At 68.7% G+C, this 23,166-nt stretch carries 27 protein-coding genes; 15 read left to right on the top strand and 12 right to left on the bottom strand.

Annotation, left to right across the window (positions count from 1 at the left end):
• Positions 1-25: 25 nt before the first annotated feature.
• The 6 genes from QPR87_RS22195 to QPR87_RS22170 are packed head-to-tail and all read right to left on the bottom strand — an operon-like array spanning position 26 to position 4,805.
• On the bottom strand, positions 26-337 hold the full coding sequence (locus QPR87_RS22195) for a hypothetical protein (protein ID WP_231000380.1): 312 nt from the start codon (positions 335-337) through the stop codon (positions 26-28).
• 9 nt (positions 338-346) lie between these two features.
• The gene (locus QPR87_RS22190; protein ID WP_011749667.1) at positions 347-1,060 is read right to left on the bottom strand and encodes a ribonuclease activity regulator RraA; all 714 of its coding nucleotides are present in this window, start codon (positions 1,058-1,060) and stop codon (positions 347-349) included.
• A gap of 14 nt (positions 1,061-1,074) precedes the next feature.
• A complete protein-coding gene (locus QPR87_RS22185) occupies positions 1,075-1,860 on the bottom strand; it encodes an SDR family oxidoreductase (protein WP_011749668.1) in 786 nt (261 codons plus the stop codon).
• 41 nt (positions 1,861-1,901) lie between these two features.
• Entirely contained in the window at positions 1,902-3,128 is a 1,227-nt protein-coding gene (locus tag QPR87_RS22180) for a pyridoxal phosphate-dependent aminotransferase (RefSeq protein WP_285051410.1), read from the bottom strand.
• Positions 3,129-3,153: 25 nt separating this feature from the next.
• On the bottom strand, positions 3,154-3,576 hold the full coding sequence (locus QPR87_RS22175; protein ID WP_011749670.1) for a RidA family protein: 423 nt from the start codon (positions 3,574-3,576) through the stop codon (positions 3,154-3,156).
• Entirely contained in the window at positions 3,573-4,805 is a 1,233-nt protein-coding gene (locus QPR87_RS22170; RefSeq protein ID WP_285051408.1) for a pyridoxal phosphate-dependent aminotransferase, read from the bottom strand. The genes QPR87_RS22175 and QPR87_RS22170 overlap by 4 nt, the downstream gene beginning before the upstream one ends.
• A 136-nt stretch (positions 4,806-4,941) precedes the next feature.
• On the opposite strand from QPR87_RS22170, the gene QPR87_RS22165 reads away from it, so the two are divergent.
• Positions 4,942-5,829, top strand: coding sequence for a LysR family transcriptional regulator (locus tag QPR87_RS22165; protein WP_011749672.1), 888 nt, complete (start codon positions 4,942-4,944; stop codon positions 5,827-5,829).
• A 3-nt stretch (positions 5,830-5,832) separates the two neighbouring features.
• Here QPR87_RS22165 and QPR87_RS22160 read toward each other — a convergent pair whose 3' ends face one another.
• From QPR87_RS22160 to QPR87_RS22150, 3 genes are read right to left on the bottom strand one after another with little or no spacing between them, the layout of a single operon-like run.
• Positions 5,833-6,759, bottom strand: a complete 927-nt coding sequence (locus QPR87_RS22160) for a dihydrodipicolinate synthase family protein (RefSeq protein ID WP_285051404.1) — start codon at positions 6,757-6,759, stop codon at positions 5,833-5,835.
• A gap of 10 nt (positions 6,760-6,769) precedes the next feature.
• The gene (locus tag QPR87_RS22155; RefSeq protein WP_104494002.1) at positions 6,770-7,627 is read right to left on the bottom strand and encodes a D-amino-acid transaminase; all 858 of its coding nucleotides are present in this window, start codon (positions 7,625-7,627) and stop codon (positions 6,770-6,772) included.
• 11 nt (positions 7,628-7,638) lie between these two features.
• The gene (locus QPR87_RS22150) at positions 7,639-8,409 is read right to left on the bottom strand and encodes a LamB/YcsF family protein (protein ID WP_285051402.1); all 771 of its coding nucleotides are present in this window, start codon (positions 8,407-8,409) and stop codon (positions 7,639-7,641) included.
• A 172-nt stretch (positions 8,410-8,581) separates the two neighbouring features.
• On the opposite strand from QPR87_RS22150, the gene QPR87_RS22145 reads away from it, so the two are divergent.
• The 11 genes from QPR87_RS22145 (at position 8,582) to QPR87_RS22095 (ending at position 18,759) form a co-directional block, all read left to right on the top strand.
• Positions 8,582-9,568, top strand: coding sequence for a TRAP transporter substrate-binding protein (locus QPR87_RS22145; RefSeq protein WP_285051400.1), 987 nt, complete (start codon positions 8,582-8,584; stop codon positions 9,566-9,568).
• 90 nt (positions 9,569-9,658) lie between these two features.
• Entirely contained in the window at positions 9,659-10,201 is a 543-nt protein-coding gene (locus QPR87_RS22140; RefSeq protein WP_285051398.1) for a TRAP transporter small permease subunit, read from the top strand.
• 12 nt (positions 10,202-10,213) lie between these two features.
• Complete coding sequence (locus tag QPR87_RS22135; protein ID WP_285051397.1) at positions 10,214-11,515, top strand: TRAP transporter large permease; 1,302 nt, start codon at positions 10,214-10,216, stop codon at positions 11,513-11,515.
• Positions 11,516-11,576: 61 nt separating this feature from the next.
• Positions 11,577-12,296, top strand: a complete 720-nt coding sequence (gene pxpB / locus QPR87_RS22130) for a 5-oxoprolinase subunit PxpB (protein WP_285051396.1) — start codon at positions 11,577-11,579, stop codon at positions 12,294-12,296.
• Positions 12,293-13,357 (top strand): 5-oxoprolinase subunit C family protein, encoded by a 1,065-nt coding sequence (locus QPR87_RS22125; RefSeq protein WP_285051394.1) that lies wholly within the window; start codon positions 12,293-12,295, stop codon positions 13,355-13,357. Before pxpB ends, QPR87_RS22125 begins: the two co-directional genes overlap by 4 nt.
• Entirely contained in the window at positions 13,354-14,004 is a 651-nt protein-coding gene (locus QPR87_RS22120) for a GntR family transcriptional regulator (protein ID WP_285051393.1), read from the top strand. The genes QPR87_RS22125 and QPR87_RS22120 overlap by 4 nt, the downstream gene beginning before the upstream one ends.
• Complete coding sequence (locus QPR87_RS22115) at positions 14,001-14,951, top strand: NAD(P)-dependent oxidoreductase (RefSeq protein WP_285051392.1); 951 nt, start codon at positions 14,001-14,003, stop codon at positions 14,949-14,951. The genes QPR87_RS22120 and QPR87_RS22115 overlap by 4 nt, the downstream gene beginning before the upstream one ends.
• Positions 14,948-16,219: a Zn-dependent hydrolase gene (locus QPR87_RS22110; RefSeq protein WP_231000391.1), complete on the top strand. Its 1,272-nt coding sequence runs from the start codon at positions 14,948-14,950 to the stop codon at positions 16,217-16,219. Before QPR87_RS22115 ends, QPR87_RS22110 begins: the two co-directional genes overlap by 4 nt.
• Positions 16,216-16,851 carry a GntR family transcriptional regulator gene (locus QPR87_RS22105; protein ID WP_231000392.1) on the top strand — a complete coding sequence of 212 codons (636 nt, stop codon included), beginning with the start codon at positions 16,216-16,218 and terminating at the stop codon, positions 16,849-16,851. Before QPR87_RS22110 ends, QPR87_RS22105 begins: the two co-directional genes overlap by 4 nt.
• A 4-nt stretch (positions 16,852-16,855) precedes the next feature.
• The gene (locus QPR87_RS22100) at positions 16,856-18,049 is read left to right on the top strand and encodes a M24 family metallopeptidase (protein ID WP_285051391.1); all 1,194 of its coding nucleotides are present in this window, start codon (positions 16,856-16,858) and stop codon (positions 18,047-18,049) included.
• A 23-nt stretch (positions 18,050-18,072) separates the two neighbouring features.
• The gene (locus QPR87_RS22095) at positions 18,073-18,759 is read left to right on the top strand and encodes a fumarylacetoacetate hydrolase family protein (protein WP_285051389.1); all 687 of its coding nucleotides are present in this window, start codon (positions 18,073-18,075) and stop codon (positions 18,757-18,759) included.
• 167 nt (positions 18,760-18,926) lie between these two features.
• On the opposite strand, the gene QPR87_RS22090 is transcribed toward QPR87_RS22095, so the two are convergent.
• Both QPR87_RS22090 and QPR87_RS22085 read right to left on the bottom strand, forming a co-directional pair.
• A complete protein-coding gene (locus QPR87_RS22090) occupies positions 18,927-20,186 on the bottom strand; it encodes an ATP-binding protein (RefSeq protein ID WP_285051388.1) in 1,260 nt (419 codons plus the stop codon).
• Positions 20,183-20,902, bottom strand: coding sequence for a response regulator (locus QPR87_RS22085; RefSeq protein ID WP_104493992.1), 720 nt, complete (start codon positions 20,900-20,902; stop codon positions 20,183-20,185). The genes QPR87_RS22090 and QPR87_RS22085 overlap by 4 nt, the downstream gene beginning before the upstream one ends.
• Positions 20,903-21,287: 385 nt before the next feature.
• Here QPR87_RS22085 and QPR87_RS22080 point away from each other — a divergent pair, with 385 nt between their 5' ends.
• The 3 genes from QPR87_RS22080 (at position 21,288) to QPR87_RS22070 (ending at position 22,653) form a co-directional block, all read left to right on the top strand.
• Positions 21,288-21,689: a Spy/CpxP family protein refolding chaperone gene (locus tag QPR87_RS22080; protein WP_285051386.1), complete on the top strand. Its 402-nt coding sequence runs from the start codon at positions 21,288-21,290 to the stop codon at positions 21,687-21,689.
• 71 nt (positions 21,690-21,760) lie between these two features.
• Positions 21,761-22,237 carry a hypothetical protein gene (locus QPR87_RS22075; protein WP_285051385.1) on the top strand — a complete coding sequence of 159 codons (477 nt, stop codon included), beginning with the start codon at positions 21,761-21,763 and terminating at the stop codon, positions 22,235-22,237.
• Between the two features lie 11 nt (positions 22,238-22,248).
• The gene (locus tag QPR87_RS22070) at positions 22,249-22,653 is read left to right on the top strand and encodes a hypothetical protein (RefSeq protein ID WP_285051384.1); all 405 of its coding nucleotides are present in this window, start codon (positions 22,249-22,251) and stop codon (positions 22,651-22,653) included.
• A 59-nt stretch (positions 22,654-22,712) separates the two neighbouring features.
• Here QPR87_RS22070 and QPR87_RS22065 read toward each other — a convergent pair whose 3' ends face one another.
• The gene (locus QPR87_RS22065) at positions 22,713-22,994 is read right to left on the bottom strand and encodes an RcnB family protein (protein WP_104493988.1); all 282 of its coding nucleotides are present in this window, start codon (positions 22,992-22,994) and stop codon (positions 22,713-22,715) included.
• Between the last annotated feature and the right edge of the window lie 172 nt (positions 22,995-23,166).

The raw sequence follows: 23,166 nt of genomic DNA, 5'->3' as shown, positions 1-23,166 counted from the left end.
TGGAACTCCTGCGGGGCTGGGCGTCCTACTCGTCGATGACGCAGCGACGGCTGTCAACGGGCGATACCAGGACCCGGATGGGACCTCCCGGGACAAGATCCTCGACATCGGTGCCGTGCCGCAGCAGCCCCTTGACCAGGCGCGTTTCGCCGTGGTCGCGGAACGACACGTCGATCAGGGGCAAGGCGGTCCTTTCCGGGGCGGCGTAATAGGCCGCGTCGATGCGGGCGACGATCCGCCGCCAGTGCCGGCGCCGCCAGCGGTGCAGCAGCGCCGGCAGGATCGCGGCCGTCGCCATCAGGGTCAGGACGGCGATGACCGGAACCAGCTCGCGCATCCCGGTCGGTTACGGCTGGCCGGCCTTGAAGGCTGCGTATTTCGCCTTGTTCTCGGCATTGGGCGGATAAAGGCCGGGCAGGGGCACGCCCTGGTCCACCTGATCCATGATCCAGCCCTCCAGCCGTTCCTGTTCGGTGGCCTGCGCGGCGACCTCTTCGACGAGCGCGGCGGGGATCAGCACGGCGCCGTCGTCGTCGACGACGATCATGTCGCCGGGATAGACCGCGACGCCGCCGCAGGCGACGGGCTCCTGCCAGTTCACGAAGGTCAGCCCCGCGACCGAGGGCGGCGCGGCCACGCCGCTGCACCAGACCGGCAGCCCCGTCGCGCGCACGCCGGCCACGTCGCGGACCACCCCGTCGGTGACCAGCGCCGCCACGCCCCGCTTTTTCATCCGCGCGCAAAGGATGTCGCCGAAGATCCCGGCATCGCTGACCCCCATCGCGTCGGTGACGCAGATGCAGCCCTCGGGCATGGCCTCGATGGCGGCCCGCGTCGAGATGGGCGAGGACCAGCTTTCCGGCGTCGCCAGATCCTCGCGCGCGGGAACGAAGCGCAGGGTGAAGGCGCGACCGACAAGGCGGGGCTGGCCGGGGTTCAGCGGCGCCGCGCCGCGCAGCCAGACATTGCGCAGGCCCTTTTTCAGCAGCACCGTCGTCAGGGTCGCGGTCGTGACCTTGGACAAGGCTTCGATCAGCGCGGTTTCGTTTTCCGTGGTCATGGGTCCGTCCTGTTTCAGATGCTGGCGATCAGGCCGCCATCCACGCGGATGGTGCTGCCGGTGATGTAGGAGGCGCGGGTGCTGGCGAGATAGGCCACCGTGTCGCCGTATTCCTCGGGCTGGCCATAGCGGCCGACCGGGATCGCGGCGACGCTTTCGGCCGCGACCTCGGCGGTGCTGCGGCCCTCGCGCGCGGCCTTCTGCTCGTCCAGGAAGGTGATGCGCGGCGTGGCGATGCGCCCCGGCAAGATGATGTTGCAGGTGATGCCGTCGCGCCCGACCTCCCGCGCCAGCGTCTTGGACCAGCCGACCAGCGACAGGCGCAGGGCGTTGGACAGGCCCAGGTTCGGGATCGGCGCCACCACGCCCGAGGAGGTCGAGGTGATGATCCGGCCCCATTTGCGTTCGCGCATGCCCGGCAGCACGCGGTCGGTCAGCGCGATCACCGACAGGACCATGGACTGGAAGCTTTGCTGCCACAGCGCCGCGTCCTGGCCCGAGACGGTGCTGGGCCTGGGGCCGCCGGTATTGTTGACCAGGATGTCGACGGGGCCGAGTTCCGCCTCGATCCGGTCGACGTTCGGGCCGATCTGCGCCAGATCGCCCAGATCCCAGGTCAGGGGCAGCGCCTTGCCGCCCTCTTGCCGCAGGATGCGGGCGGTTTCCTCGACCGCCGCGCTGTCGATGTCGCCAAGCGCCACCCGTGCGCCCTCGGCGGCAAGCGCGCGGGCGATCGCCCGGCCCAGCCCGCCGCCTGCGCCCAGAACCAGCGCTGTCTTTCCTCTTATTCCAAGATCCATCATCGTCTCCGTTCCTGTTGTGGGCTCGCCCCTCGGGCGGTTCAGGACAGCTTCTTGCAGGCTGCCTCGATGCGGGCGCAGGCCCTTTCCAGCTGCTCGGTCGCGGTCGCGAAGGAGATGCGGAAATAGGGCGCAAGCCCGAAGGCGCTGCCGGGGACGGCGGCGACGCCGGCCTCTTCCAGCAGCCACATGACGAAATCGCCGTCGCTCTCGATCACCCGCCCGTCGGGACGGCGCCGTCCGATCATGCCCGCGCAGGACGGGAACAGGTAGAACGCGCCCTCGGGCTTGCGGCAGGACAGCCCTTCGATGGCGTCGAAGGCGGCAAGGCACAGGTCGCGGCGCTCGCGGAAGGTCCGGTTCCGAGCGGCCAGGAAATCCATCGGCCCGTCCAATGCGGCAAGCGCCGCCGCCTGGCTGACCGAACTGGGGTTCGAGGTCGACTGCGATTGCAGCGTGGCCATCGCCTTGACGATGTCCGCGGGCCCTCCGGCATAGCCGATGCGCCAGCCGGTCATCGAAAACGCCTTGGACACGCCGTTCACGGTCAGCACCCGCTCTGCCAGCCGCGGCTCGACCGCGGCGATGGTGGCGAATGGCCAGCCGTCATAGCGGATGTGTTCATACATGTCGTCGGTCAGCACCAGGATGTGCGGGTGCTCCAGCAGCACCTCGGCCAGCGCGGCCAATGCCTCGGCCGAATAGCCCGCGCCCGTCGGGTTCGAGGGCGAGTTCAGGATCAGCCATTTCGTGCGCGGCGTGATGGCGGCGCGCAGCGTGCGCGGGGTCAGCAGGAAGCCGTCTTCCTCGGGGCAGGGGGCGATGACCGGCGTGCCGCCTGCCAGCCGCACCATGTCGGGGTAGCTGACCCAATAGGGTGCGGGGACGATCACCTCGTCGCCCTCGTCAAGCGTGGCCAGCAGCGCGTTGTAGATCACCTGCTTGCCGCCGGTGCCGACGCTGATCTGCGCGGGCTCGTAGTCCAGCCCGTTCTCGCGCCTGAACTTGCGGATGATGGCCGCCTTCAGTTCGGGCGTGCCGTCCACGTCGGTATAGCGGGTCTTGCCGGCCGCGATGGCATCGTTCGCGGCGCGCTGGATATGCTCGGGCGTGTCGAAATCCGGCTCGCCTTGCGACAGGCCGATGATCTCTTTCCCCGCCCGGCGCATCTCGGCGGCAAGGCGGGTCATGGCGATGGTCGGCGACGGTTGCACCGCCATCAGCCGCGAAGAGAGGCGCGAGGCGTCGGGCTTGGCTGCGATCTGCATCGGTGGTCCTTTGGGTGGGGTGCGGTCAGGTGGCCGCGACAAGCTGGATCTCGACGGGCGCGTTCCCCGGCAGGGACGCCACGCCCACGGCGGCGCGGCTGCCGATGCCGGCATCGCCCAATTCCTCGCGCAGATAGGCCGAGGCGAGGTCGGCGATGCGGGAATGGGCGGCAAATCCCGGCTCGGCGGCGACATAGACCGTCAGGCTCAGGATCGCGGCAAGGCTTTCGCCCGGAGCCAGCATCCCGTGCGCCGCCGCCAGCGCATTGCCGCAGGCCAGTCGCACCGCATCGCGATAATCATCGACGGGCGCGTCGGCCCGGACCGGACCGTGATGCAGCAGCACGCCATCGCGGCGCGGGGTCATGCCCGAGGTGAAGATCAGCGTGCCGTGGCGGCGGGCCGGGACGTAATCGCCCTGCGGCACCGGCTGGGGATGCGCGCTCATGCGCGATACCGTTCGACCAGTGCCGCCATGCGCTCGACCGCCGCCACGGCGGCGCGATGGTCCTGCGAGAAGTTCAGCCGCACGCAATCGCCGTGATGCGGGCTGAATTCGGTGCCCGGGGTGACGACGGTGCCGGCCTGAAGCCGCAGGATCCTGACGAAATCCGCATGGGAAACCGCAAGCGCGGGCAGGCGCGGGAACAGGTAGCTGCCGGCCTGCGGCGCGCGGGCGAAGCCGCCGTCGATGCCGCGCAGCACCGCAAGCAGGTCGTCGCGGATCGCCTGGTGGCGCCGGATGCGCTCGTCCATCCAGCCCTCGGGCTCGGCGAACCAGGTCCGCAGCACGGCCTGGCAATAGCCCGCGGCTCGCAGGCTGACGATGGCTTGCAGCTTTTCCATCCGCGCGATGATCGCGGGCGAACCGAAGGCCACGCCCAGCCGATAGCCGCTGAGCGATTCCGTCTTGGACGGTCCCATGATCGTGATGATGTTCTGCGGGTCCACGTCCTGCGCCCGCAGATGGGTATAGGTCACGCCGGAATAGCGCAGCCGCGAATAAAGCTGGTCGACGATGACCGTCGCGCCATACTGCCCGGCCAGCGCCGCGATCCGGGCGATCTCGGCCGGGGAATAGACCACGCCGGCGGGATTGTTGGGGTTCGAGAACAGAAAGACCCTGGCCCCGCCGCGAAAGGCGGCTTCGAGCTGGTCGAGGTCCAGCCCGGCGCGATCCTCGCCCGCCGTCTCGTAGTCCACAGTCTCGTAGTCTAGACGCACCGGGATCATCTCGCCTTCGAAGAACTCGACCAGCTTGCGGTTGGCGAAGTAATCGGGCTGGACGATGGCCACCTTGTCGCCGCGCGCCACGGTCGCGGCCACCGCCAGGAACAGCGCGCCCTGCGTGCCGGGGGTCACGATCATGCCGTCGCGGGCGTCGATGGGGGCGCCGGTGAAACCGGCCAGACGGGCGGCGACTGTCTCGCGGATCTCAAGATCGCCGCGATATTCGGTATAGGCTTGGCGGCCGCCCCTGGCGACGCCTTGCGCAAAGACCTCGAAAGCGCCGGGCGTGGGTTCATGGGCATCGACATCGCCATGCGAGAAATCCACCGGGCGGCCCGGCAGGACGTCGCCGCGCAGCAGCGCCTGGATGCCGGCGGCGTTCTGGCGGACCTCTTGGCCGGGTGCGTTGTCGGTGGCCAATCTGGCGAACTTGTTCTGGATGTTCATCGCTCTGGTCCGTGAAGGTGTCGGAAGGGGCGGGTTGCGTTAGGGGCGGGCGGCGTTTCCCTGGGCGCATCTTACGTCAGCTGGAGCGCAAGAAAATCTGGCTTATTCTTGCTTCAGAAGATAGAAAAACCATCTTATGGATATTCGTTTTCTGGAAAGCTTCGTGACCGTGGCCGAATGCGGCTCGATCGCCGAGGCGGCGCGGCGGCTGAACCTGACGCCCGCCGCGCTGGCCCAGCGGCTGCGTGCGCTGGAGCAGGATCTGGGCCATTCGCTGGTCAGCCGGGTGGGGCGCACGGTGCGGCCGACCGCCTCGGGCCTGGCGGTGCTGCGTCATGCCGGGGCACTGATCGAGGGCGCGCGCGACCTGCGCGCCATCGCTGCCAACGACCAGCCCGAGGGGCAGTTGCGCCTGGGCGCCACGGCGACCGCGCTGACCGGCCTGCTGCCCGCGATCATCGAGACGCTGGGCGCGCGCCATCCGCGGATCGAGCTGTTCATCCGGCCCGGCGCCTCGGTCGATCTTTATCACGGTGTCGTTGCCGGCGATCTGGATGCCGCGGTGATCGTGCGGCCGCAATTTCCGGTGCCCAAGGCCACGGGGTGGCTGACCCTGCGCGAAGAGCCCCTGGTGCTCATAGCGCGTGCCGGCATGGCGCTGGACGATCCGTTCGACGTGATCCGGCGTCACCCCTTCATCCGCTATGATCGCAACCAATGGGGCGGCCAGATCGTGGACCGTTTCCTGCGCCAACAGGGGCTGAAGGTGCGCGAATGGCTGGAGCTGGACGCATTGGACGCCATCGCCGCGCTGGTCAGCCGGGGGCTGGGCATCGCCATCGTGCCCGATTGGGCGCCGCCATGGCCCGAGGGGCTGCGGCTGGAAAAGCTGCCGCTCGCGGGTGCGGGCTCGCGCCAGACCGGCGTGCTGTGGAACCGTTCCGGCGCGCGTATCGCGGCGGTGCGCGCCTTCGTGGATGTCTGTGGCGGTGGACAGGCCCCGACGCAGGGACGGGGCCTGTAGGGATCAGGCGGCCAGCCGGGTTTCCAGCCGGGCCATCAGCCGCTCGACCTCGGCGATATCGGTGGCACTCAGCCTGGGCCCCGGTGCGCGCGTGGCGGCCGAGGCGATGGCGCCCCGCCGCATCAGCACATGTTTGCGCACCGCCAGGCCAAAGCCGGGTTGCTGCTCGTGGCGCAGGATCGGCAGGTAGCGGTCGAAGAAATCTTCGGCCGCGTCCACCTGCCCGGCGCGGTGCAGGGCGACGGTCTGCACCAGCGCCTCGGGATAGGCAAAGCCGGTCATGGCGCCGTCGGCGCCGCGCTGCAATTCCTGCGGCAGGTAAAGCCCGCCATTGCCGACCAGGATCGACAGGCGCGGCGTGCCGGGCGTTTCCTCATGCGCGCGGAGCGCAGTGATCTTGCTCAGCCCCGGCCAGTCCTCGTGCTTCAGCATCATCATCTGCGGCAGTTCCGAGGACAGCCGCCGGATCAGCGCAGCCGAGACGGGCAGGCCGGTCGCCAGCGGGAAATCCTGAAACACCATCGGCACATCCGGGCCGAGCGCCTGCGCCACGGCATGGAAATAACCCTCGATCCGGTCCTCTCGCGCGGGGCCGGCGGCGGGCGCGACCATGACGCCGGCGGCACCCCGATCCATGGCGTGACCCGCCAGATCGGTCAGGTTGCGCATCCCGGCGTCCGAGACGCCGACGATCACCGGCAGGCCTGCGGCCCGGTCGATCACCGTGTCGACGACGGCGCGGCGCTCCTCCGGGGTCATCTTGTTGGCCTCGCCCATCATGCCCAGGATGGTCAGGCCGGTGACGCCGTGGCCGGCATAGAAATCGACCAGCCGGCGCAGGCTGTCGTGGTCAACCTCTCCCCTGTCGGTGAAGGGGGTGGCGGCGATGATGAACACCCCGCCGCTGTCGCGTCCGATTCGCTGTGCCATGGCTGTTTCCCTAGATTGCCGCCGCGCGGCGGGTTTCGATGTAGATGTCGCGGATGCGCCGCGTCAGCGCGCCGGGGGCGCCGTCGCCGACGGCCTGTCCGTCGATGCGTGTCACCGGCACCACGAAATTCGTGGCCGAGGTGATGAAGGCCTCGCGGGCGGACCTTGCCTCGTCGGGGGCGAAGGCGCGCTCCTCGACGCGGACTCCGTGCGTGCCCGCCAGTTCCAGCACCGAGGCGCGGGTGACGCCCGGCAGCAAGGCATGGGACAGGTCGCGCGTGACCAGAACGCCCTCGGCCGTCACGATATGGGCCGTGGCGGCGCAGGCTTCGGTGACAAGGCCGTCCTCGACCAGCCAGGCTTCGTCGGCCCCGCGGGCCATGGCCTCCATCTTGGCCATCGAAGGATAGAGCAGCTGTATCGTCTTGATGTCGCGCCGTCCCCAGCGCAGATCCGGCAGCAGCGCGACCGAGATGCCTCGCTCGGCCGCCTTGTTTTCCAGCACGTTCTTGGCCTGGGTGAACAGCAGCAGCGTCGGCGGCGTGCCGGCCGGGGGATAGGCGAAGTCGCGATCGGCGGCGCCGCGGGTCAGTTGCAGATAGATCATGCCCTGATCCAGCGCATTGCGCGCCACGATCTCGCGGTGGACGGCCAGCAGCGCCTCGGCATCGAGCGGGACGGTCAGCCCCAGTTCGCGCGCCGAGCGCTGCAACCGCGCGGAATGGCCGGCATATTCGACCAGCTTGCCGTCCAGCACGCAGGTCACCTCGTAGATGCCGTCCGCCATCAGGAAGCCGCGGTCGAACACCGAGACGCGGGCTTCGGATTCCGGCAGCCAGGCGCCGTTCAGGTAAAGGATTCTGCTCATCTCTCCCTCGGTCAGTTCTTGGCGAAAGGCGCGATCTCGATGCCGTTTTCGATCAGTGCGGCGCGCAGGGCCCGGACGATCCCGACGGCGCCCGGCGTGTCGCCGTGAACGCAAAGCGTCTCGGGCAGGACCGGCAGCCGCTTGCCGCCGGTGGTCGGGATATGCCCGTTCACCACCATCTCGAGCACCTGGTCCAGGCTTTGCCGCGGGTCGTGGATGACGGCACCGGGCTGGCTGCGCGGCGTCAGTTCGCCGGTGTCGGTATAGGAACGGTCGGCATAGATTTCGCAGACCACGCGCAGCCCGGCCTTTTCGGCGGCCGCATGAGTTTCGGAATAGGGCAAGGTGACGAACGTAAGGCCGGGATCCACGGCGCGAATCGCCCGGACGCACAGCGCGGCCAGGTCGGGATCGACCGCCGCCATGTTGCCAAGCGCGCCATGCGTCTTGACATGGGTCATCGGGTGCCCCTCCAGCGCGCACATGCCCTGCATGGCGACGATCTGGTAGATCAGCTGGGTTTCGAGATCCTCGGGACGTTCGCCCGAGATGCGCCGGCGCCCGAATCCGTAAAGGTCGGCAAAGGACGGATGCGCGCCGACCGAGACGCCGTTTTCCCGTGCCATGCGGATCGTGCGGCGCATCACCACCGGATCGCCGGCGTGAAAGCCGCAGGCGACGTTCGCCGTGGTCACCAGCTGCAGCATCGCTGCGTCGTCGCCGATCGTATAGGCGCCGAAGCTTTCCCCCATGTCGCAGTTCAGATCGATTGTGCGGGCCATTCCTGCTCCTGTTGCTGCGCAAAAAACGTGCATTGCGGATTTTGGCGATTTTTTCGCGGCGAGTCCGAAGCAGTTGTTGACAGACCGGATTTCGCTGCGCCAGATTGGCATACAGGTGGTATACTTAAAATTCAAGCATCCTCCTCGCAATCCGACGAAAAAGGAAAAAATCATGAAACAGGGAAGAATCTTCGCTTTCGCGGCCGCTTGCGCCGTCGGGCTGGGCGTGTCGGCGGCTGTGGCCGAGACCGCCTGGGACATGTCCGTGGTCTGGCCCGAGGGCAATTTCCACACCCAGAACACCATCGCCTTTGCCGAAGCGGTCAAGGACGTGACGGATGGCGAGGTGGTCATCACCGTCCATTCCGGCGGTGCGCTGGGCATCAAGGGCCCCGAGGGCATGGCGGCGGTTCGCGACGGGCTGGTGCCGATCGCCGACATCCTGCTGAACCAGCAGGTGGGCGAGGCGCCGATCCTGGGCATCGAGACGCTGCCCTATCTGGCGCCGACCATGCCGGACCTGGCGCTTCTGCACAAATTCTATCGGCCCAAGCTCGAGGAGGTGGCCGAGGGCATGAACCAGAAGCTGCTCTACCTGGTGCCGTGGCCGGGGCAGGCGGTGTTCGCACCCAATCCGATCAATGGTCTGGACGACATGAAGGGCCTGACGATCCGCGTCGTGGATGCCAACGGTTCGTCCTATTTCGAGGCGCTCGGCGCCACGCCGGTGCAGATGCCCTGGGGCGAGGTGGTGCCCTCGCTGGCGGCAGGCACGATCAAGGGCGTGACGACCTCGTCCTCATCGGGCGTGGACGGCGCCTTCTGGGAGTTCACCAAGCACATGAACACCTTCAACTGGCAGGCGTCGTCGAATGCCGTGATGGTGAACCTGGATGCCTGGAACGCGCTGGAGCCCGAGACCCGCGCCGCCATCGAGGCGACCGCCGCCAGGATGGAGGGCCAGTTCTGGCTCAACAGCCAGGCCGAGGACGCCAAGAAGCTGGCCATCCTGCAAGAGCACGGCATCGAGATCACCGAGCCCTCGCCCGAACTGCGCGCCGCGCTTCTGGAAAGGGCGAAGCCGCTTTGGGACGACTTCAAGGCGCGGGTGCCGGATGCGGCCGCCTATATCGACGCCTACCTGACCGCCCGCCAATAGACCGGCCCGCCGCAGACCGGCCCACCGCGCCCCGATTCCGTGACGGGGCGCCGCCTGTCCGCAACCGCGACAAGGACAAAGGACGGAGCCATGCTCGAAACGACTTTCCCTGAAACCCGGCCCTTCGGGCGCATCATCTCAACCATCGATTTCTTGACCGGCATCGGCGGCTACGCCGCGGCGCTCAGCCTGCTGGGCATCCTCGGGCTGATCCTGGCCGAGATATTCACCCGCAACTTCCTGGCCAGCTCGCTGCATTTCTCGTGGGATCTGGCGGGGTATCTGATGGGCGCCTGCTTCCTGCTGGGCTGCGGCTCGGCCATGAAGGCGGGCAGCCATGTGCGCGTGACCGCCCTGATCGAAATCTCGTCCCCCATCGTCGGGCGGGTTCTGGAGATCGCCTCGACGCTCGTGGGGCTGGCGATATGCGGCGCGCTCAGCTGGGCGCTGATCGACATGGCCGTTCTCTCGGGCCAGCGCGGCTCGACCGCCGCGACGACCTTCCGCGTGCCGCTGGTCTATCCGCAGGCGGTGCTGGCGGCAGGTGCGGTGCTGTTGACGCTGCAATGCCTGGCGCAGGTCCTGCGCCTGCTGCGCGGCGAGGCGCTGACCTCCGGTCCCGGTCTGGAATAGGGGAAGACTCGCATGGCAACGATCGTCTTTACCCTGCTTTTCCTGATGGCCGTCCTGCTGGGGTCGGGCATGTGGATCGGCATCGGCCTGATCGGCACCGGCATCGGCCTGGTCGAGATATTCAAGCCCAACCTTCCGGCGCTGAAACTGCTGTCGCAGCAAAGCTGGAACACCGTGGTCTCGCCCGAGCTGCTGGCGCTGCCGCTGTTCATCCTGATGGCCGAGATCCTGTTTCGCACCCGCATCTCCGAGGCGCTGTTCAGCGGACTGTCGCCCTGGCTGCGCCGGGTGCCGGGCCGGTTGAGCCATCTGACGGTGCTGGGCTGCACGCTGTTCGCCTCGGTCTGCGGCTCGTCGGCGGCGACCACGGCCACGGTCGGGCGCATCACCGCAAAGGAGCTGATCGACCGCGGCTACAACCGCGATCTGGTCACCGGCAGCCTTGCCGGGGCGGGCACGCTGGGCTTTCTGATCCCGCCCTCGACCATCATGATCATCTATGGCGTGATGGCCGAGGAATCGATCCTGAAGCTGTTCATCGCGGGCATCCTGCCCGGCTTCATGCTGGCTGCGGCCTATATGGGTTATCTGGCGATCCGCTCGATGATGAACCCGTCGCTGGTGGGCGCCCCGCCGCCGCCCAGTTCGCTTTGGGACAAGATCGTGGCGCTGAAGGACCTGGGTCCGCTGCTGCTCCTGATCCTGGGTGTCATCGGCTCGATGTATGGCGGCATTGCCACGCCGACCGAGGCGGCCGCCGTGGGCGTCGCCGCCTCGATGCTGATCGGCTTCCTGCAGCGGACGCTGGACCTGAAGGGCGTGCTGATCGCCGCCCGGCATGCCGCCGAAAGCTGCGCGATGATCGGGCTGATCATGATCGGCGCCATGTTCCTGTCCACCGCCATCGGCTATCTGGGCGTGCCGCGCTATATCGCCTCGGAAATCCAGGGCTGGGGCATGTCGCCCTTCATGCTGATCGTCGTGCTGCTGATCTTCTACGTCATCCTCGGCACGGTGATGGAGGGGCTGGGCATCATCGTCATGACCCTGCCGATCACCCTGCCTCTGGCCCTGGCGGCCGGCTACGACAAGGTCTGGTTCGGGATCTTCCTGGTGATCGTGGTCGAGATGGCGCAGATCACCCCGCCGGTGGGCTTCAACCTGACGGTGATCCAGCGTCTGACGGGCGACAGCATGGGGCGCATCACCCGCGCCACGATGCCGTTCTTCTACATCATGTCGGCATTCGTGCTGCTGATCGCGGTCTTTCCGGGGATCATCGACGTGCTGCCCGGCATGATGGCGGGACGATAGGGCAGGGATGCCCGCGGCCTGCACGGGGCCGCGGCGCACGTCACCAGAACAAGAAGAAATGATGCAACCCAAGATCCTACCCTGCGGCGATACCGCGCTTTCGCTGCAATTCGGCGAAACCATCGATGCTAAGGCCAATGCGCGGGTGATCGCCACCGCAGCGCGTCTGGAGGGCATGGCCGTGCCGGGCCTTGTCGATATCGTGCCGACCTATCGCTCGCTCCTGCTGCGCTACGATCCCGAAATCGTCAGCGGCGCCCGCCTCGAAACCGTCCTGGCCGGACTGGCGCCGGATGATTGCACCAGCGAGGCGCCGTCGCGGCTATGGGTCGTGCCCTGCCTCTATGGCGGAGAGGTCGGCCAGGATCTTGACGAACTGGCCCGGATGAAGGGGATGCCGCCCGACGAGATCGTCGCGCTGCATTCGGCGGCGGAATACCGCATCTACATGATCGGCTTCGCGCCGGGCTTCGCCTATCTGGGCGGCCTGCCCGAGATCCTGCACACGCCGCGCCTGCCCAGGCCGCGCCAGAACATCCCGGCGGGCGCGATCGGCATCGGCGGGCAGCAGGGCAACATCAACTCGGTTGCGGGGCCCTCGGGCTGGCGCTTCATCGGCTGGACGCCGCTGCGATCATTCGATCCGTCGCGGACCGAGCCCTTCCTGTTCCGGGCCGGCGACCGCATCCGGTTTCGTCCCATCGATGCCGCCGAGGCCCAGGCCCTGGCCGGCCGCGTCGCGGCAGGAGAGGCGATTCTCCAACCCGAGGCCATGGCATGAGCGTCGAGATCGTTTCCGCCGGGCCGATGCTGACCGTCCAGGACGCGGGCAGGATCGGGCTGCGGCATATGGGCGTCTCGGATGCCGGTCCGGTCGATGCCGCCGCCATGGCACTGGCCAATGCGCTTTGCGGCAATGCGTCGGGCATGGCGGCGCTGGAATTCGCCGGTCCGGCCGGCAGCTTCACCACCTCGCGCCCGGTGCGCTTTGCCGTCGCGGGCGGGGATTGCAACATCCGCATCGACGACCGCATCGTGCAGGCCGGCGAAAGCCACCGCCTGAAGCCGGGCGAGTTGCTGCGGATCGGGCTGGCCCGAGAGGTGGTCTGGGCCTATCTGGCCTTTTCCGGCGGCATCGCGACGGCGCCGGTCCTGGGGTCGCGGGCCACGCATCTGCGCAGCGGGTTGGGCGGGGTCGATGGGCGCTGCCTGCGCGGGGGCGATATCCTGCCGCTGGGCGCGGACCAGCCGGATGTCCCCTGTCTGCGCCCGGCTTCGCCGCTGCAAGGGGCCAGCCTGCCGCGCGGACAGGGGCCGATCCGCGTCGTGCTGGGACCGCAGCAGGATTATTTCGATGCCGGGACATTGGCCAGGCTGACGGGCGAGGAGTTCCTGGTCACGCCGCAACGCGACCGCATGGCCATGGTGCTGGGCGATGCCTGCCTGCCTGCCGCGCGCGGGCATGACATCGTCTCGGACGGGACCGTGCCCGGCTCGATCCAGGTGCCGGGATCGGGCCAGCCGCTGGTTTTGCTGGTGGAAAGCCAGACCACCGGCGGCTATCCCAAGATCGCCACGGTGATTTCGGCCGACCTGCCGCGCCTGGCGCAGCTTCCGGTCGGCAGCCGCATTCGCTTCGCGGCGGTTTCTCGCAACGAGGGCGAGCGGGTCGGCATCGCCCGCGCGCGCGCGCTGCGGGACGCCCTTGCCGCGCTGGTCGCCAAGCCCGAGGGCATCCTGCGCTCGGACTATCTGCTTTCCTGCGATCTTGTGGGCGGTATCGTCTTCCCCGAGGAAGTCGTCTGGGCGGAAGCGGTCATGAGAAAGGGGCGCAAGGCATGAGCATATCGTCGAACCTGTCGCAGGAAGCGCATCGCCGGATCATCGGCATGATTTTCGAGGGTGCGCTCAAGTCGGGTGATGCCCTGCAAGAGGCACCGCTGGGCGAGCGGCTGGGCATGTCGCGCACCCCCGTGCGCGAGGCGATCAAGCGTATCGAAAGCGAAGGGCTGGCCGAGACCTCGGGCCGTTTCACGCGTGTCCGGCACATGCGGCGCAGCGAGTTCGAGGAGATCTTTTTCCTGCGTTTGCAGCTTGAGCCCTTTGCCGCGCGGGCGGCGGTGCGCCTGCCGCCGGCACAGGTGGATGCGATGGAGGAGCGTATCCGGCGCCTGATGGCGGCCGGCCCGGAGCTGGATGGTAGTCATTTCCAGACCGACAACGACTTCCACGACATGATGCTGCAACCGCTGGGCAACCGGACGATCAGCGCCGTCGTCGCCTCGCTGAGGCGGCGCACCTGCGTCTTCGACCATACCCAGGTGCCCGACCGTTTCCTGCAGGGTTGCGACGAGCATCTGGAGATCCTGAACGCGGTGCGCTCGGGTAATGCCGATGCCGTGGCCGCCGGGATGGTGCGGCATCTGGAAAATGCACGGGATGCCGTCCTGGACCGCCTGGACCGGATTTCGGCGGAGACCGCGCCATGAAATGCCTGATCGTCCAACCCATCCACGAATCGGGCCTGGCCCTGCTGCGCGAGAACGGCATCGAGCCGGTGCCCTGTCCCGCGCCGGACATGGCGACGGTGGCGCGCCACATCGCCGGCTGCCAGGCCGTCATCACCCGCGACGCCGGCCTGTCCGGCCCGGCCTTTGCCGCGGCCGGCGAGCTGCGCGTGGTGGTCGTCCACGGCACCGGCCATGATCCGGTGGACAAGGGTGCCGCCGCCGCGCGCGGGGTAGTGATCGCCAATACGCCGGGCGCCAACGCGCAATCGGTGGCCGAGCTGGCGCTGGGCCTGGCGCTGGCCGTGGCGCGGCGCATCCCGGCGGCGGATCGCGCGCAGCGGGCGGGCGTCGCCGGATTTCGCGAATCCGCCCGCTTCGCCGAGCTGTCGGGCAAGACCGCGCTGATCGTCGGCTGGGGTGCCATCGGGCGCAGCTTCGGCCGCATGCTGGACCGGGCGCTGGGCATGACGGTGCTGGTCCATTCGCCGCGCGCCTCGGATACGGCGCCCTATCGTCGCGCCGCCGATCTTGCCGAGGGGCTGGCGCAGGCCGATCTGGTCTCGCTGCACACGCCGTTGCGGGCCGAGACGCGGGGCATGATGGGCCTCGCGCAGTTCCGGGCCATGAAGCCGGGGGCGATCCTGCTGAACCTCGCCCGTGCGGGGCTGGTCGACGAGCCGGCGCTTTGCGAGGCGCTGGCCTCGGGGCGGCTGGCGGGGGCCGGGCTCGACGTCTGGTCCGGTGATGCGCCGCAGGGGCCGCTGGCGGCCTTCCCCAATGTCGTCTTTACCCCGCATCTGGGCGGCACGACCGAGGACGCGCTGAAGCGCGTGGCCGAGGCCGCCGCCCGCCATGTCATTTCCGCGCTTTCCGGCAGGCTGCCCGAAACCGCGATCAATCCCGAAGTCTGGAGCCAGACCGCATGACCATCCTTGCCGCGCGCCGCCAGAACACCGTCATCGGCGACACGATCGCCCGCGTCCTGTCGCGCGTGAACGCGATCACGCAGGGCGGGCCGGGCCATACCCGCCCCTCCTACAGCGACGAGGAATCCGCCGCCCATGCCGTCGTCGAGGACGAGGCGCAGGCGCTGGGGCTGGAGGTCCGCCGCGATCCGGCCGGCAACCTGTTCGCCCGGCTCAGGGGCGGCGATCCGGCGGCGGTGCCGCTTTACGTCGGCTCGCATCTCGACACGGTCAGCCAGGGCGGCGCCTATGACGGGCAGGCCGGCGTCGCGGGCGGGCTGGCGTTGATCGCGGCGCTGCGGGCGCATGGCGCGACCCCGGCGATGGACATCGTCCTGACCGTGACCCGGGCCGAGGAAAGCGTCTGGTTTCCGGTTTCCTATATCGGCTCGCGCGCGGCGCTGGCCCGGCTTTCCCCCGAGGATCTGCAGGCCCGGCGGGTCGATACCGGCCGCAGCCTTGCCGATCACATGCGCGATCAGGGTTTCGATGCGGATGCGGTCCTGGCCCATGAACCGCCGGCCCCGGCGCGCTTTCTGGAGTTCCATATCGAGCAGGGCCCGGTGCTGGATGCCGCCGCCGAGCCCTATGGCATCGTGACCGCGATCCGGGGCGGGCTGCGCTATCGCGCGGCGCGGGTGCATGGCGCCTGGGCCCATTCCGGCGGGGCGCCGCGCCATGGCAGGGCGGATGCCGTGGCGGCATTCGCCGAACTGGTCGTGGCCATGCAGCGGGTGTGGGACGAATTGCTGGCGCAGGGCCGCGACCTGACGGTGACTTTCGGCCGCGTCGATGCGGCAACCCCCGCCCATGCCATGGCCAAGGTGGCGGGAGAGCTGGAGTTCTGCCTCGACATGCGCTCCGAGGACGTGGCGGCGCTGGATCTTGCCGACCGGCTGCTGCGCGCCGAGATCGCCCGGATCGAGGCCGCCCAGCCCGGCATCCGCTTCGAGCTGGGCCGGCAAAGCCGCAGCCAGCCGGCGGCGCTGTCGCAGGCCATGGCCGATCTGGTGGCGCGTGGTGCCGAGCGGCTGGGCGACCGGCCGCGCCGCATGCTTTCAGGCGGCGGGCATGACGCGGCCGCCTTTGCGGCGGCGGGCTGGGACAGCGTGATGGTCTTCATCCGCAACTGGAACGGCAGCCACTGCCCCGAAGAGGCGATGGACGAGGCCGACCTCGCCCGGGCGGTCGAGGCCGTGTTCCTTGCCCTTGCGGAGGACCGGACATGACGGCCGAGACCCTGTCGCAAACCGCCTATCGCCGCATCAAGCAGGACATCCTGGAAGGGCGCATCGCCCCGGATTCGATGCTTTCCGAACGGGAACTGGCGTTGCGGCTCGGCATCTCGCGGACGCCTCTGCGCTCGGCCCTGTCGCGGCTCGAGAACGAGAACGTCATCGGCAGGCTTGCGAATGGCGCGCTGATCGTGCGCTCGGTGACGGTCGAGCAATTGCTGGAAATCGTGCAATTGCGCCAGGTGCTGGAACGCGCCGCCGCCGCGCGCGCCGCCGAGCGCGGCATCACCGGCGAGCTGCGGCAGGTCTGGGACGAGATGCTGCCCTATGCCGAGGGCCGCTCGGTCGGCTTCGACGAGTTCTGGCAGGTCGACGAGCGCTTCCACGCGGCCGTGGCCCGTGCCGCCGGGCTGGAACTGCTGCCCGCCATCCTGGCCGAGCAGCGCGCCGTCGCCCGGCGCTGCACCATCACCCGCGTGCATGACCGTTTCGACGAGCAGGCGCGCGAGCATATCGCGGTGCTGGAGGCGATTTCGCGCGGGGACGCCTCGGCTGCGCGCGACGCCATGTCGCTGCATTTCGAAAACGTCCGCAACCGCTTCCTTGGCTGGTTCTCCAAAGGCTGAAAAGATGAAGATGATCGACGACCTTATCGCCGCGCCGCCGGCCGGCCCCCTGCAAGGCGGCGATGCCGTTTTCCCCCAGGCGGAATTCACCGCGCGCCTCGCGCGCCTGCGGCTTGCCATCCAGCCGCTGGGCGCGGACGCCGTCATGCTGACCGGGCCCGAGAACATCTTCTGGGCCTGCGGTCGCCAGACGGCGGGGTATTTTGCCTTTCAGGCGCTGATCGTCCCGCTGGAGGGGGAGCCTGTCCTGCTGGTGCGTCAGTTGGAGACGACCGGCGCCCGGGCCTCGACCTGGCTGCGCGACATCCGCGCCTGGCAGGACGGCGAGGATCCGGCCCGGGCGTTGGCCGAACTGGTCGCGGATCTGGGGATCCGTCGCCTGGCGGTCGAGCGCGACGGCTGGTTCGTCAGCCAGTCGCTGGGCGCCCGCATAACGGCCGCGCTGGAAGGCGTGGATCTGTGCGACGGCGCGTCGGTGGTCGAGGGGCTGCGTGCCGTCAAGTCCCCGGCCGAGCTTGCGGCGATCCGACTTGCGGCGGGCTATGCCCAGGCCGGTCTGGGCGCGGCCATCGAGCGCTGCGCCGCCGGCGTCAGCGAGAACGACCTGGCCGCCGCCATGTTTTCGGCGGCGATCTCGGCCGGGTCCGAGGCGATGGCGATGGAGCCCTTGATCTCGTCGGGGCCACGCTCGGGCGTGCCGCACGCGACCTGGCGCCGGCGTGTGCTTCTGGAGGGCGATCCGGTTTTCCTTGAGCTTGCCGCCAGCCACGACCGCTATCACGCCGCCCTGATGCGCAGCGTGTGGATCGGGTCGCCGCCGGCCGAGGCGCGGCGCATGATGGATGTGGCCCTGCGGGCGCTGGATGCGGCGCTGGCGTCGATGCGGCCCGGCGTGCCTTGCAGCCTGCCCCATGATGCGGCGCAGGCCGTCATCGACGATGCGGGATATGCGGCGGCCTTTCGCAAGCGCATTGGCTATTCGATGGGGGCGGCATTCGCGCCGGACTGGGGCGAAGGGGCGATCCTGTCGCTGTTTTCGGGCGTGTCCCACGAACTCGAGCCGGGCATGGTCTTTCACCTTCCGGCCACGCTGCGGGCCTATGGCGCCTTCACGGTCGGCGCTTCCGAGACCGTGATCGTGACCCGATCCGGCATCGAGATCCTTTCCGACCTGCCGCGCACCCTTTGCATCCGTTGAGATTTCTGACAGGAGCGACGCCCATGACCCATGTTCTTCCCTTGCCCGCCATCCCCTCGGTTCCCGTCGCCGGCAGCGACGACCGCTTTCCGGTGCGCCGGATCTTTTGCGTCGGGCGCAACTATGCCGATCATGCCCGCGAAATGGGCCACGACCCGGATCGCGAACCGCCGTTCTTCTTTTCGAAGCCTGCGGACGCGCTGCTGACGGACGATGCGCCCTTGCCCTATCCGCCCAGGACCGCAGACCTGCATTACGAAGGCGAGTTGGTGGTGGCGATCGGCAAGGCAGGCCGCGACATTCCCATGACCGAGGCGGCACGGCATGTCTGGGGCTATGCGGCCGGCAACGATTTCACCCGCCGCGATCTTCAGGCCGAGGCGAAGAAACTGGGCCGGCCCTGGGACATGGCCAAGGGCTTTGACCATTCGGCGACCTGCGGGGCGATCACGCCCGCGGCGCAAGCGGGACCGATGGATCGCGGCCGGATCATGTCGACGGTGGACGGCGTCGTCCGGCAGGACGGCGACCTGGGGCAGATGATCTGGTCGATCCCCGAGATCGTGGCGATCCTGTCGGGCTATGTCGGCCTGGCGGCGGGCGACCTGATCTTTACGGGCACTCCGGCGGGTGTCGGCGCGCTGTCTCGCGGTGCACGGGTGGCCGTGCGGATCGACGGCCTGGCGCCACTGGTGACGGACATCGTCTAGACCTGCCTCGGCCCTTCGATCGCGGGTTCTGGTGAGGCCCGTTTTCGATCCGTGCCGGGGGCCATGGTCCTTTTCGAGACCATGACCCCCGAACGCGGAACCCACTTTTCACTTTGCCGCTCTCATTCCAGAGCCTCAGATGCGCAAGGCGCCCGATCTGCCGAGGGTCAGGACCGGCCGGATTGTGCGCAGGGCAGGGTGCAGATCTGCAAAAGCCCGTGCGGCTCGCGGTTGCGGATGGTGATCCGGCCCAGATGGCGCTCGACGATCTCGCGCGCGATGGCAAGGCCGAGCCCGGCGCCGGGAAAGGATTTGCGCCGGGCCTGATCGACACGGAAGAAGGGCTCGAAGATCTGCGCCAGCAGTTCGGGCGGCACGCCGGGGCCGTCGTCCTCGATCCTGATCACCGCATCGTCGCCCTCGCGCGCCAGCGCCACGCGCGCCCCGCCGCCATGGGTCGCGGCATTGGCGATCAGGTTGCGCAGCGCGCGCTTCAGCGCGATGGGGCCGGCATGGACGGTCAGCGGCGGCAGCGCGCCCAGCTCGACCTTCTGGTCCAGCGCGTGCAGTTCCAGGGCGATCTGGCGCAGCAGACGGTCCAGCCGGATCGGTTCGCCCCCGTCCAGCCCGACCTCTTCGCGCACCAGGCGGATGGCGCTGTCGGCGATCATGTCCAGCTCTTCGAGATCCGAGAGCCATTTCGCCCGCTCGGCATCGTCCTCGATGAACTCGGCGCGCAGCCGCATGCGGGTCATCGGCGTGCGCAGGTCGTGCCCCGCCGCCGCCACCAGCCGCATCCGGCTTTCCATCGCCTGCCTCAACTGCGCCGAGAGCCGGTTCAGCGCCCGTGCCGCCGTCCGCACCTCGCCCGTGCCGGTTTCGGGGATCTGCTCCAGGACGCCGTCGGGGCCGACGCGATCCACCGCATCCTCGAGCAGTTGCAGCGGCCGGGTCAGCCGGCGCGCGGCGTGGATCGAAATGGCGGCGCTGCCCAGCACGATCAGCGCCAGCCAGATCACCAGCACCTTCCAGCGGCCGGGGGGTGGCGACAGGTCCGGTATCTCGGTGATGAACCAGCGGCCGTCGCTGACCCAGATCGAGGCGGTGAAGGATTCCTGGCCCGGCAGCTTGCTGACCCGCGCCTCGAGCGGCTGGCCGGTATGGCGCAGGGCGCCGCCGAGAAAGCGCGACATCCGCTCGTCCGGCTCGCCCCCCGCGGGTGCGGGTTGCAATGCGCCCGGTCGGTCCTGGGGTTGGCCGTGGCCCAGCAATGCCAGGGTCGCATGGATCTGCCGCGCCACCGGCTCCATCGTGGCCTGCGGCAAGGGCGGGCGCATCACGCTGGTCGCGGTATAGGTCGCCAGCACCACGACGCTGACGATGGCCGCGATCAGCAGGGCGGCGATGCGGGTCTGGAGCGAGCTCATCCCCGCATCGCCCCCACGCTGACCGGCACGGCCAGTTGATAGCCCCCGTTGCGCACCGTGCGGAAGATCGGCGTCGGCTCCTTCTCGGCCAGCTTGCGGCGCAGCCGGCTCATCAGCACGTCGATCGAGCGGTCCAGCGGATCGCGGTCGCGGCCCTGGGTCAGGTCCAGAAGCTGGTCGCGCGACAAGAGCCGGCCCGGACGTTCCAGAAAGACGCGCAACAGGTCGAACTCGGCGCCGGTAAGCTCGATCTCGCTGCCGTCTGCGGCCCGCACGCGGCGCTGGCCGGGATCGACATCGAAACCGGCAAAGCCGTAGGTCCGGGCCTCAGCGGCGGCGGGCTCGTCCTGCCCGCCGGTGCGGCGCAGCACGGCCTTGATGCGGGCGACCAGTTCGCGCGGGTTGAAGGGCTTGCCCAGGTAGTCGTCGGCCCCGAGCTCCAGCCCGATGATGCGGTCCACGTCCTCTTTCAGCGCGGTCAGCAGGATGATGCGCAGTTCCGGCCGGTGTTCGTGCAGGCTGCGGCAGATGTCGAGGCCGGAGCCGTCGGGCAGCATCACGTCCAGAACGATCAGGTCCGGGGCACCGTCCGTCACGCGCGCCTCGCATTCGCGGCGGTCGGCGGCGGTCGAGACGCGGAAACCCTGCCCCTCGAGATAGCGGCGCAGCAGGTTGCGGATTTCGGGATCGTCGTCGACGATCAGGATATGGTTCATCGTCACCACCTTGATATCCGTCCGTTCTAGCGGATTTCGGCACGCGTCGCTCAGGCAAATTTGTGACGAAACATTGCTGAATCGGCCTTCGGAAACACTCGTTTGCAAATCTCGGCCGCATGGAAAGAATTCGTCACCGGCAAGACCTAAGCCGGACAAGCGGCAACTGTAGCTTCATCGGCATCGCAACCGATGAAAGGTCTGTCCGATGAAGAATATCCCGATGAAAGCCCTGGCGGTGGCCGCCCTGCTGGGCGCAGCCGGCACCCCCCTTTCCGCGATGGCGCAGAATGCGGGCGAGGCCCCCCCCGCCAGGGCGGAGGAAGCTGCCCGTCCGATGCCTGGTCCTGCCGCAGCCCCTCATGGTCGCCCCGGTCCGGGGGGCATGTCGCCGGCTCTTGGCCTTTCCGCGCATCTTGCCGCAACCGAGACGTATCTTGGCATCACCGGAGAGCAGCAGGATGCATGGCGCGATTACAGCCAGGCGTTGATCGCCTTCATCGAGCCGCCGGCTGCCGATGCCCGCGCCGAGGGCGATGAGCGACCCGCCGATCAGGCCCGGCCACTGGCCGCCGAGCGCGTGGCGCAGCATGCGCTGGCCCGCGCCGAAAAGGCCCGCGCGCTGCTGGCTGCAACGACCGCGCTGCGCGGGACGCTGGAGCCAGCCCAGCTGGAGAGGTTGCAGCAGGTCGATCCGGGTTTTGGTCCCGGCCCGCACGGCCCGCGCCATGAAGGCCCGGAACGGCAGCAGCCTGGTCCCCGGCATCAACCCGCGCCGGCGCGCTGAGCCGGCCCGCGTCGGGCAAAGGCGCCCGACGCACCCTCCTTCCAGACCGCAGAACAGCAAGGACAGATGCAATGCGTCGCTTTTTCATGATCACCGCGATCGCGGTAACGACCCTGGGCAGCAGCCAGATGGCCATGGCCGAGACCCGCCCGGACGGCCCGCCGCCGGAATGCCGGCAGAACGACCGCAAATGCCCCGCGCCCCCGTCCAAGGACGCCCGCAAGAAAGGGGAACGGTCCAAGGGCGAGCACCGGCCGCCGCCTTCGGCAGAAGCCCGGCGCGACGGGCACAAGCCGCGCCAGGCGCCGGATCACCGCCCGGGAGAGGGGCGGGAAGCGAAAGGCAAGCCTCCGGCGGATGGGCGCCAAGCCCTGCGCGTGGGCGACAGCGGCCGCGACGGCCGTGCCTTCCAGCGCGCCGGCAACAGCCGCTATGCCCCTGCACCGCGCGGGCAGGAATATCGCGTGATCCGCGACCAACTCGTGCTGGTGGACCAGAAGAGCAAGCGGATCGTTTCCATCCTCGGCCCGATCCACGCGCAACGCTGAAGAGGAAGCCCATGAAAAGGATGATGATCCTGGTGGCCATGACGCTGCTGAACCTGGCGACGACTCCTGCCTTGGCGGACCCCGCCGCGCATTGCGGACAGGCCGACCAGCGCTGTGCGGTCAAAACCGAGCCGGCGAAAAAGGTCCAGCCGTCGAAGAAGGTCGAGCCCGTGCAGAAGGCCGAACCGACGAAAAGACATACCCCGTCCGATGCCGGGGAGCAGACCCGCAAGGGCCCCAAGGTCGGCGAGATCATGAATGGCGGCCGTGCGCTGAAGACCGCCGAGGCGCGCAAGCTGGCAAGACCGGCAACCGGGCGGGCCTATCGTGTCATGGAGGACCGGGTGGTCCTGGTCGATGCCAGGACGATGAAGATCGTTCAGGTGCTGGGGCTGGCTTCGGACATTCTTCGCTGATCGGCTCATGCGGCAAAGGGAAGGCGGCGACCGGGTGCTCCGGCCGCCGCCTTTTTCGTTCAGCGGCCCGAGTAAAGCGCCGGCACGGTCGAGAGGACACGCCCCGAGGCATCCACCAGCAGGAAGGCGCCGGGCTGCAACTCCCAGCGCCGGCCTGCCTCGGGTTTGGGCAGCGCATGGTTGTGATAATCGACCACCAACCCGCGGCCGCTGCGTGCCGCAGGCTCGACGGCTGCGGGCTCTATGCCGTCGGGATAGCGGTAGATATGCCCGGTCGGTTCATCCTTCTCCGAACAGGCGGCCAGCGTGGCCATCAGGGCAAGCAGGGGAATGATTTTCACGATATTTCCTCTTTTGCATTGTCTTGGAACCCGAATTCCCCCCACTCACCCTTTTTGGAGTGCTTTGACGGGGTCGAGTTTTGCGGCGTTGACGGCCGGGAGGTATCCGAATGCGAGGCCGATGGCGCAGGCGCTGGCGAGTGCGGCGAGCATGGAGAGGGGGGAATAGACC

It is taken from the genome of Paracoccus sp. SSJ, assembly GCF_030234105.1.
Lineage (GTDB): Bacteria > Pseudomonadota > Alphaproteobacteria > Rhodobacterales > Rhodobacteraceae > Paracoccus > Paracoccus denitrificans.
The sequence above is the reverse complement of the archived record's forward strand: the minus strand, read 5'-3'. Positions and strand labels throughout refer to the sequence as shown.

What these genes read in the sequence shown, in the direction of transcription:
- QPR87_RS22170 (WP_285051408.1), bottom strand. Translation starts at nt 4,805, where the DNA reads ATGAACATCCAGAACAAGTTCGCCAGATTGGCCACCGACAACGCACCC.
- QPR87_RS22180 (WP_285051410.1), bottom strand. Translation starts at nt 3,128, where the DNA reads ATGCAGATCGCAGCCAAGCCCGACGCCTCGCGCCTCTCTTCGCGGCTG.
- QPR87_RS22185 (WP_011749668.1), bottom strand. Translation starts at nt 1,860, where the DNA reads ATGGATCTTGGAATAAGAGGAAAGACAGCGCTGGTTCTGGGCGCAGGC.
- QPR87_RS22080 (WP_285051386.1), top strand. Translation starts at nt 21,288, where the DNA reads ATGTCGCCGGCTCTTGGCCTTTCCGCGCATCTTGCCGCAACCGAGACG.
- QPR87_RS22155 (WP_104494002.1), bottom strand. Translation starts at nt 7,627, where the DNA reads ATGAGCAGAATCCTTTACCTGAACGGCGCCTGGCTGCCGGAATCCGAA.
- QPR87_RS22120 (WP_285051393.1), top strand. Translation starts at nt 13,354, where the DNA reads ATGAGCATATCGTCGAACCTGTCGCAGGAAGCGCATCGCCGGATCATC.
- QPR87_RS22145 (WP_285051400.1), top strand. Translation starts at nt 8,582, where the DNA reads ATGAAACAGGGAAGAATCTTCGCTTTCGCGGCCGCTTGCGCCGTCGGG.
- QPR87_RS22105 (WP_231000392.1), top strand. Translation starts at nt 16,216, where the DNA reads ATGACGGCCGAGACCCTGTCGCAAACCGCCTATCGCCGCATCAAGCAG.
- QPR87_RS22085 (WP_104493992.1), bottom strand. Translation starts at nt 20,902, where the DNA reads ATGAACCATATCCTGATCGTCGACGACGATCCCGAAATCCGCAACCTG.
- QPR87_RS22190 (WP_011749667.1), bottom strand. Translation starts at nt 1,060, where the DNA reads ATGACCACGGAAAACGAAACCGCGCTGATCGAAGCCTTGTCCAAGGTC.
- QPR87_RS22110 (WP_231000391.1), top strand. Translation starts at nt 14,948, where the DNA reads ATGACCATCCTTGCCGCGCGCCGCCAGAACACCGTCATCGGCGACACG.
- QPR87_RS22100 (WP_285051391.1), top strand. Translation starts at nt 16,856, where the DNA reads ATGAAGATGATCGACGACCTTATCGCCGCGCCGCCGGCCGGCCCCCTG.
- QPR87_RS22095 (WP_285051389.1), top strand. Translation starts at nt 18,073, where the DNA reads ATGACCCATGTTCTTCCCTTGCCCGCCATCCCCTCGGTTCCCGTCGCC.
- QPR87_RS22175 (WP_011749670.1), bottom strand. Translation starts at nt 3,576, where the DNA reads ATGAGCGCGCATCCCCAGCCGGTGCCGCAGGGCGATTACGTCCCGGCC.
- QPR87_RS22075 (WP_285051385.1), top strand. Translation starts at nt 21,761, where the DNA reads ATGCGTCGCTTTTTCATGATCACCGCGATCGCGGTAACGACCCTGGGC.
- QPR87_RS22195 (WP_231000380.1), bottom strand. Translation starts at nt 337, where the DNA reads ATGCGCGAGCTGGTTCCGGTCATCGCCGTCCTGACCCTGATGGCGACG.
- QPR87_RS22090 (WP_285051388.1), bottom strand. Translation starts at nt 20,186, where the DNA reads ATGAGCTCGCTCCAGACCCGCATCGCCGCCCTGCTGATCGCGGCCATC.
- QPR87_RS22165 (WP_011749672.1), top strand. Translation starts at nt 4,942, where the DNA reads ATGGATATTCGTTTTCTGGAAAGCTTCGTGACCGTGGCCGAATGCGGC.
- QPR87_RS22135 (WP_285051397.1), top strand. Translation starts at nt 10,214, where the DNA reads ATGGCAACGATCGTCTTTACCCTGCTTTTCCTGATGGCCGTCCTGCTG.
- QPR87_RS22140 (WP_285051398.1), top strand. Translation starts at nt 9,659, where the DNA reads ATGCTCGAAACGACTTTCCCTGAAACCCGGCCCTTCGGGCGCATCATC.
- QPR87_RS22160 (WP_285051404.1), bottom strand. Translation starts at nt 6,759, where the DNA reads ATGGCACAGCGAATCGGACGCGACAGCGGCGGGGTGTTCATCATCGCC.
- QPR87_RS22115 (WP_285051392.1), top strand. Translation starts at nt 14,001, where the DNA reads ATGAAATGCCTGATCGTCCAACCCATCCACGAATCGGGCCTGGCCCTG.
- QPR87_RS22125 (WP_285051394.1), top strand. Translation starts at nt 12,293, where the DNA reads ATGAGCGTCGAGATCGTTTCCGCCGGGCCGATGCTGACCGTCCAGGAC.
- QPR87_RS22070 (WP_285051384.1), top strand. Translation starts at nt 22,249, where the DNA reads ATGAAAAGGATGATGATCCTGGTGGCCATGACGCTGCTGAACCTGGCG.
- QPR87_RS22150 (WP_285051402.1), bottom strand. Translation starts at nt 8,409, where the DNA reads ATGGCCCGCACAATCGATCTGAACTGCGACATGGGGGAAAGCTTCGGC.
- pxpB (WP_285051396.1), top strand. Translation starts at nt 11,577, where the DNA reads ATGCAACCCAAGATCCTACCCTGCGGCGATACCGCGCTTTCGCTGCAA.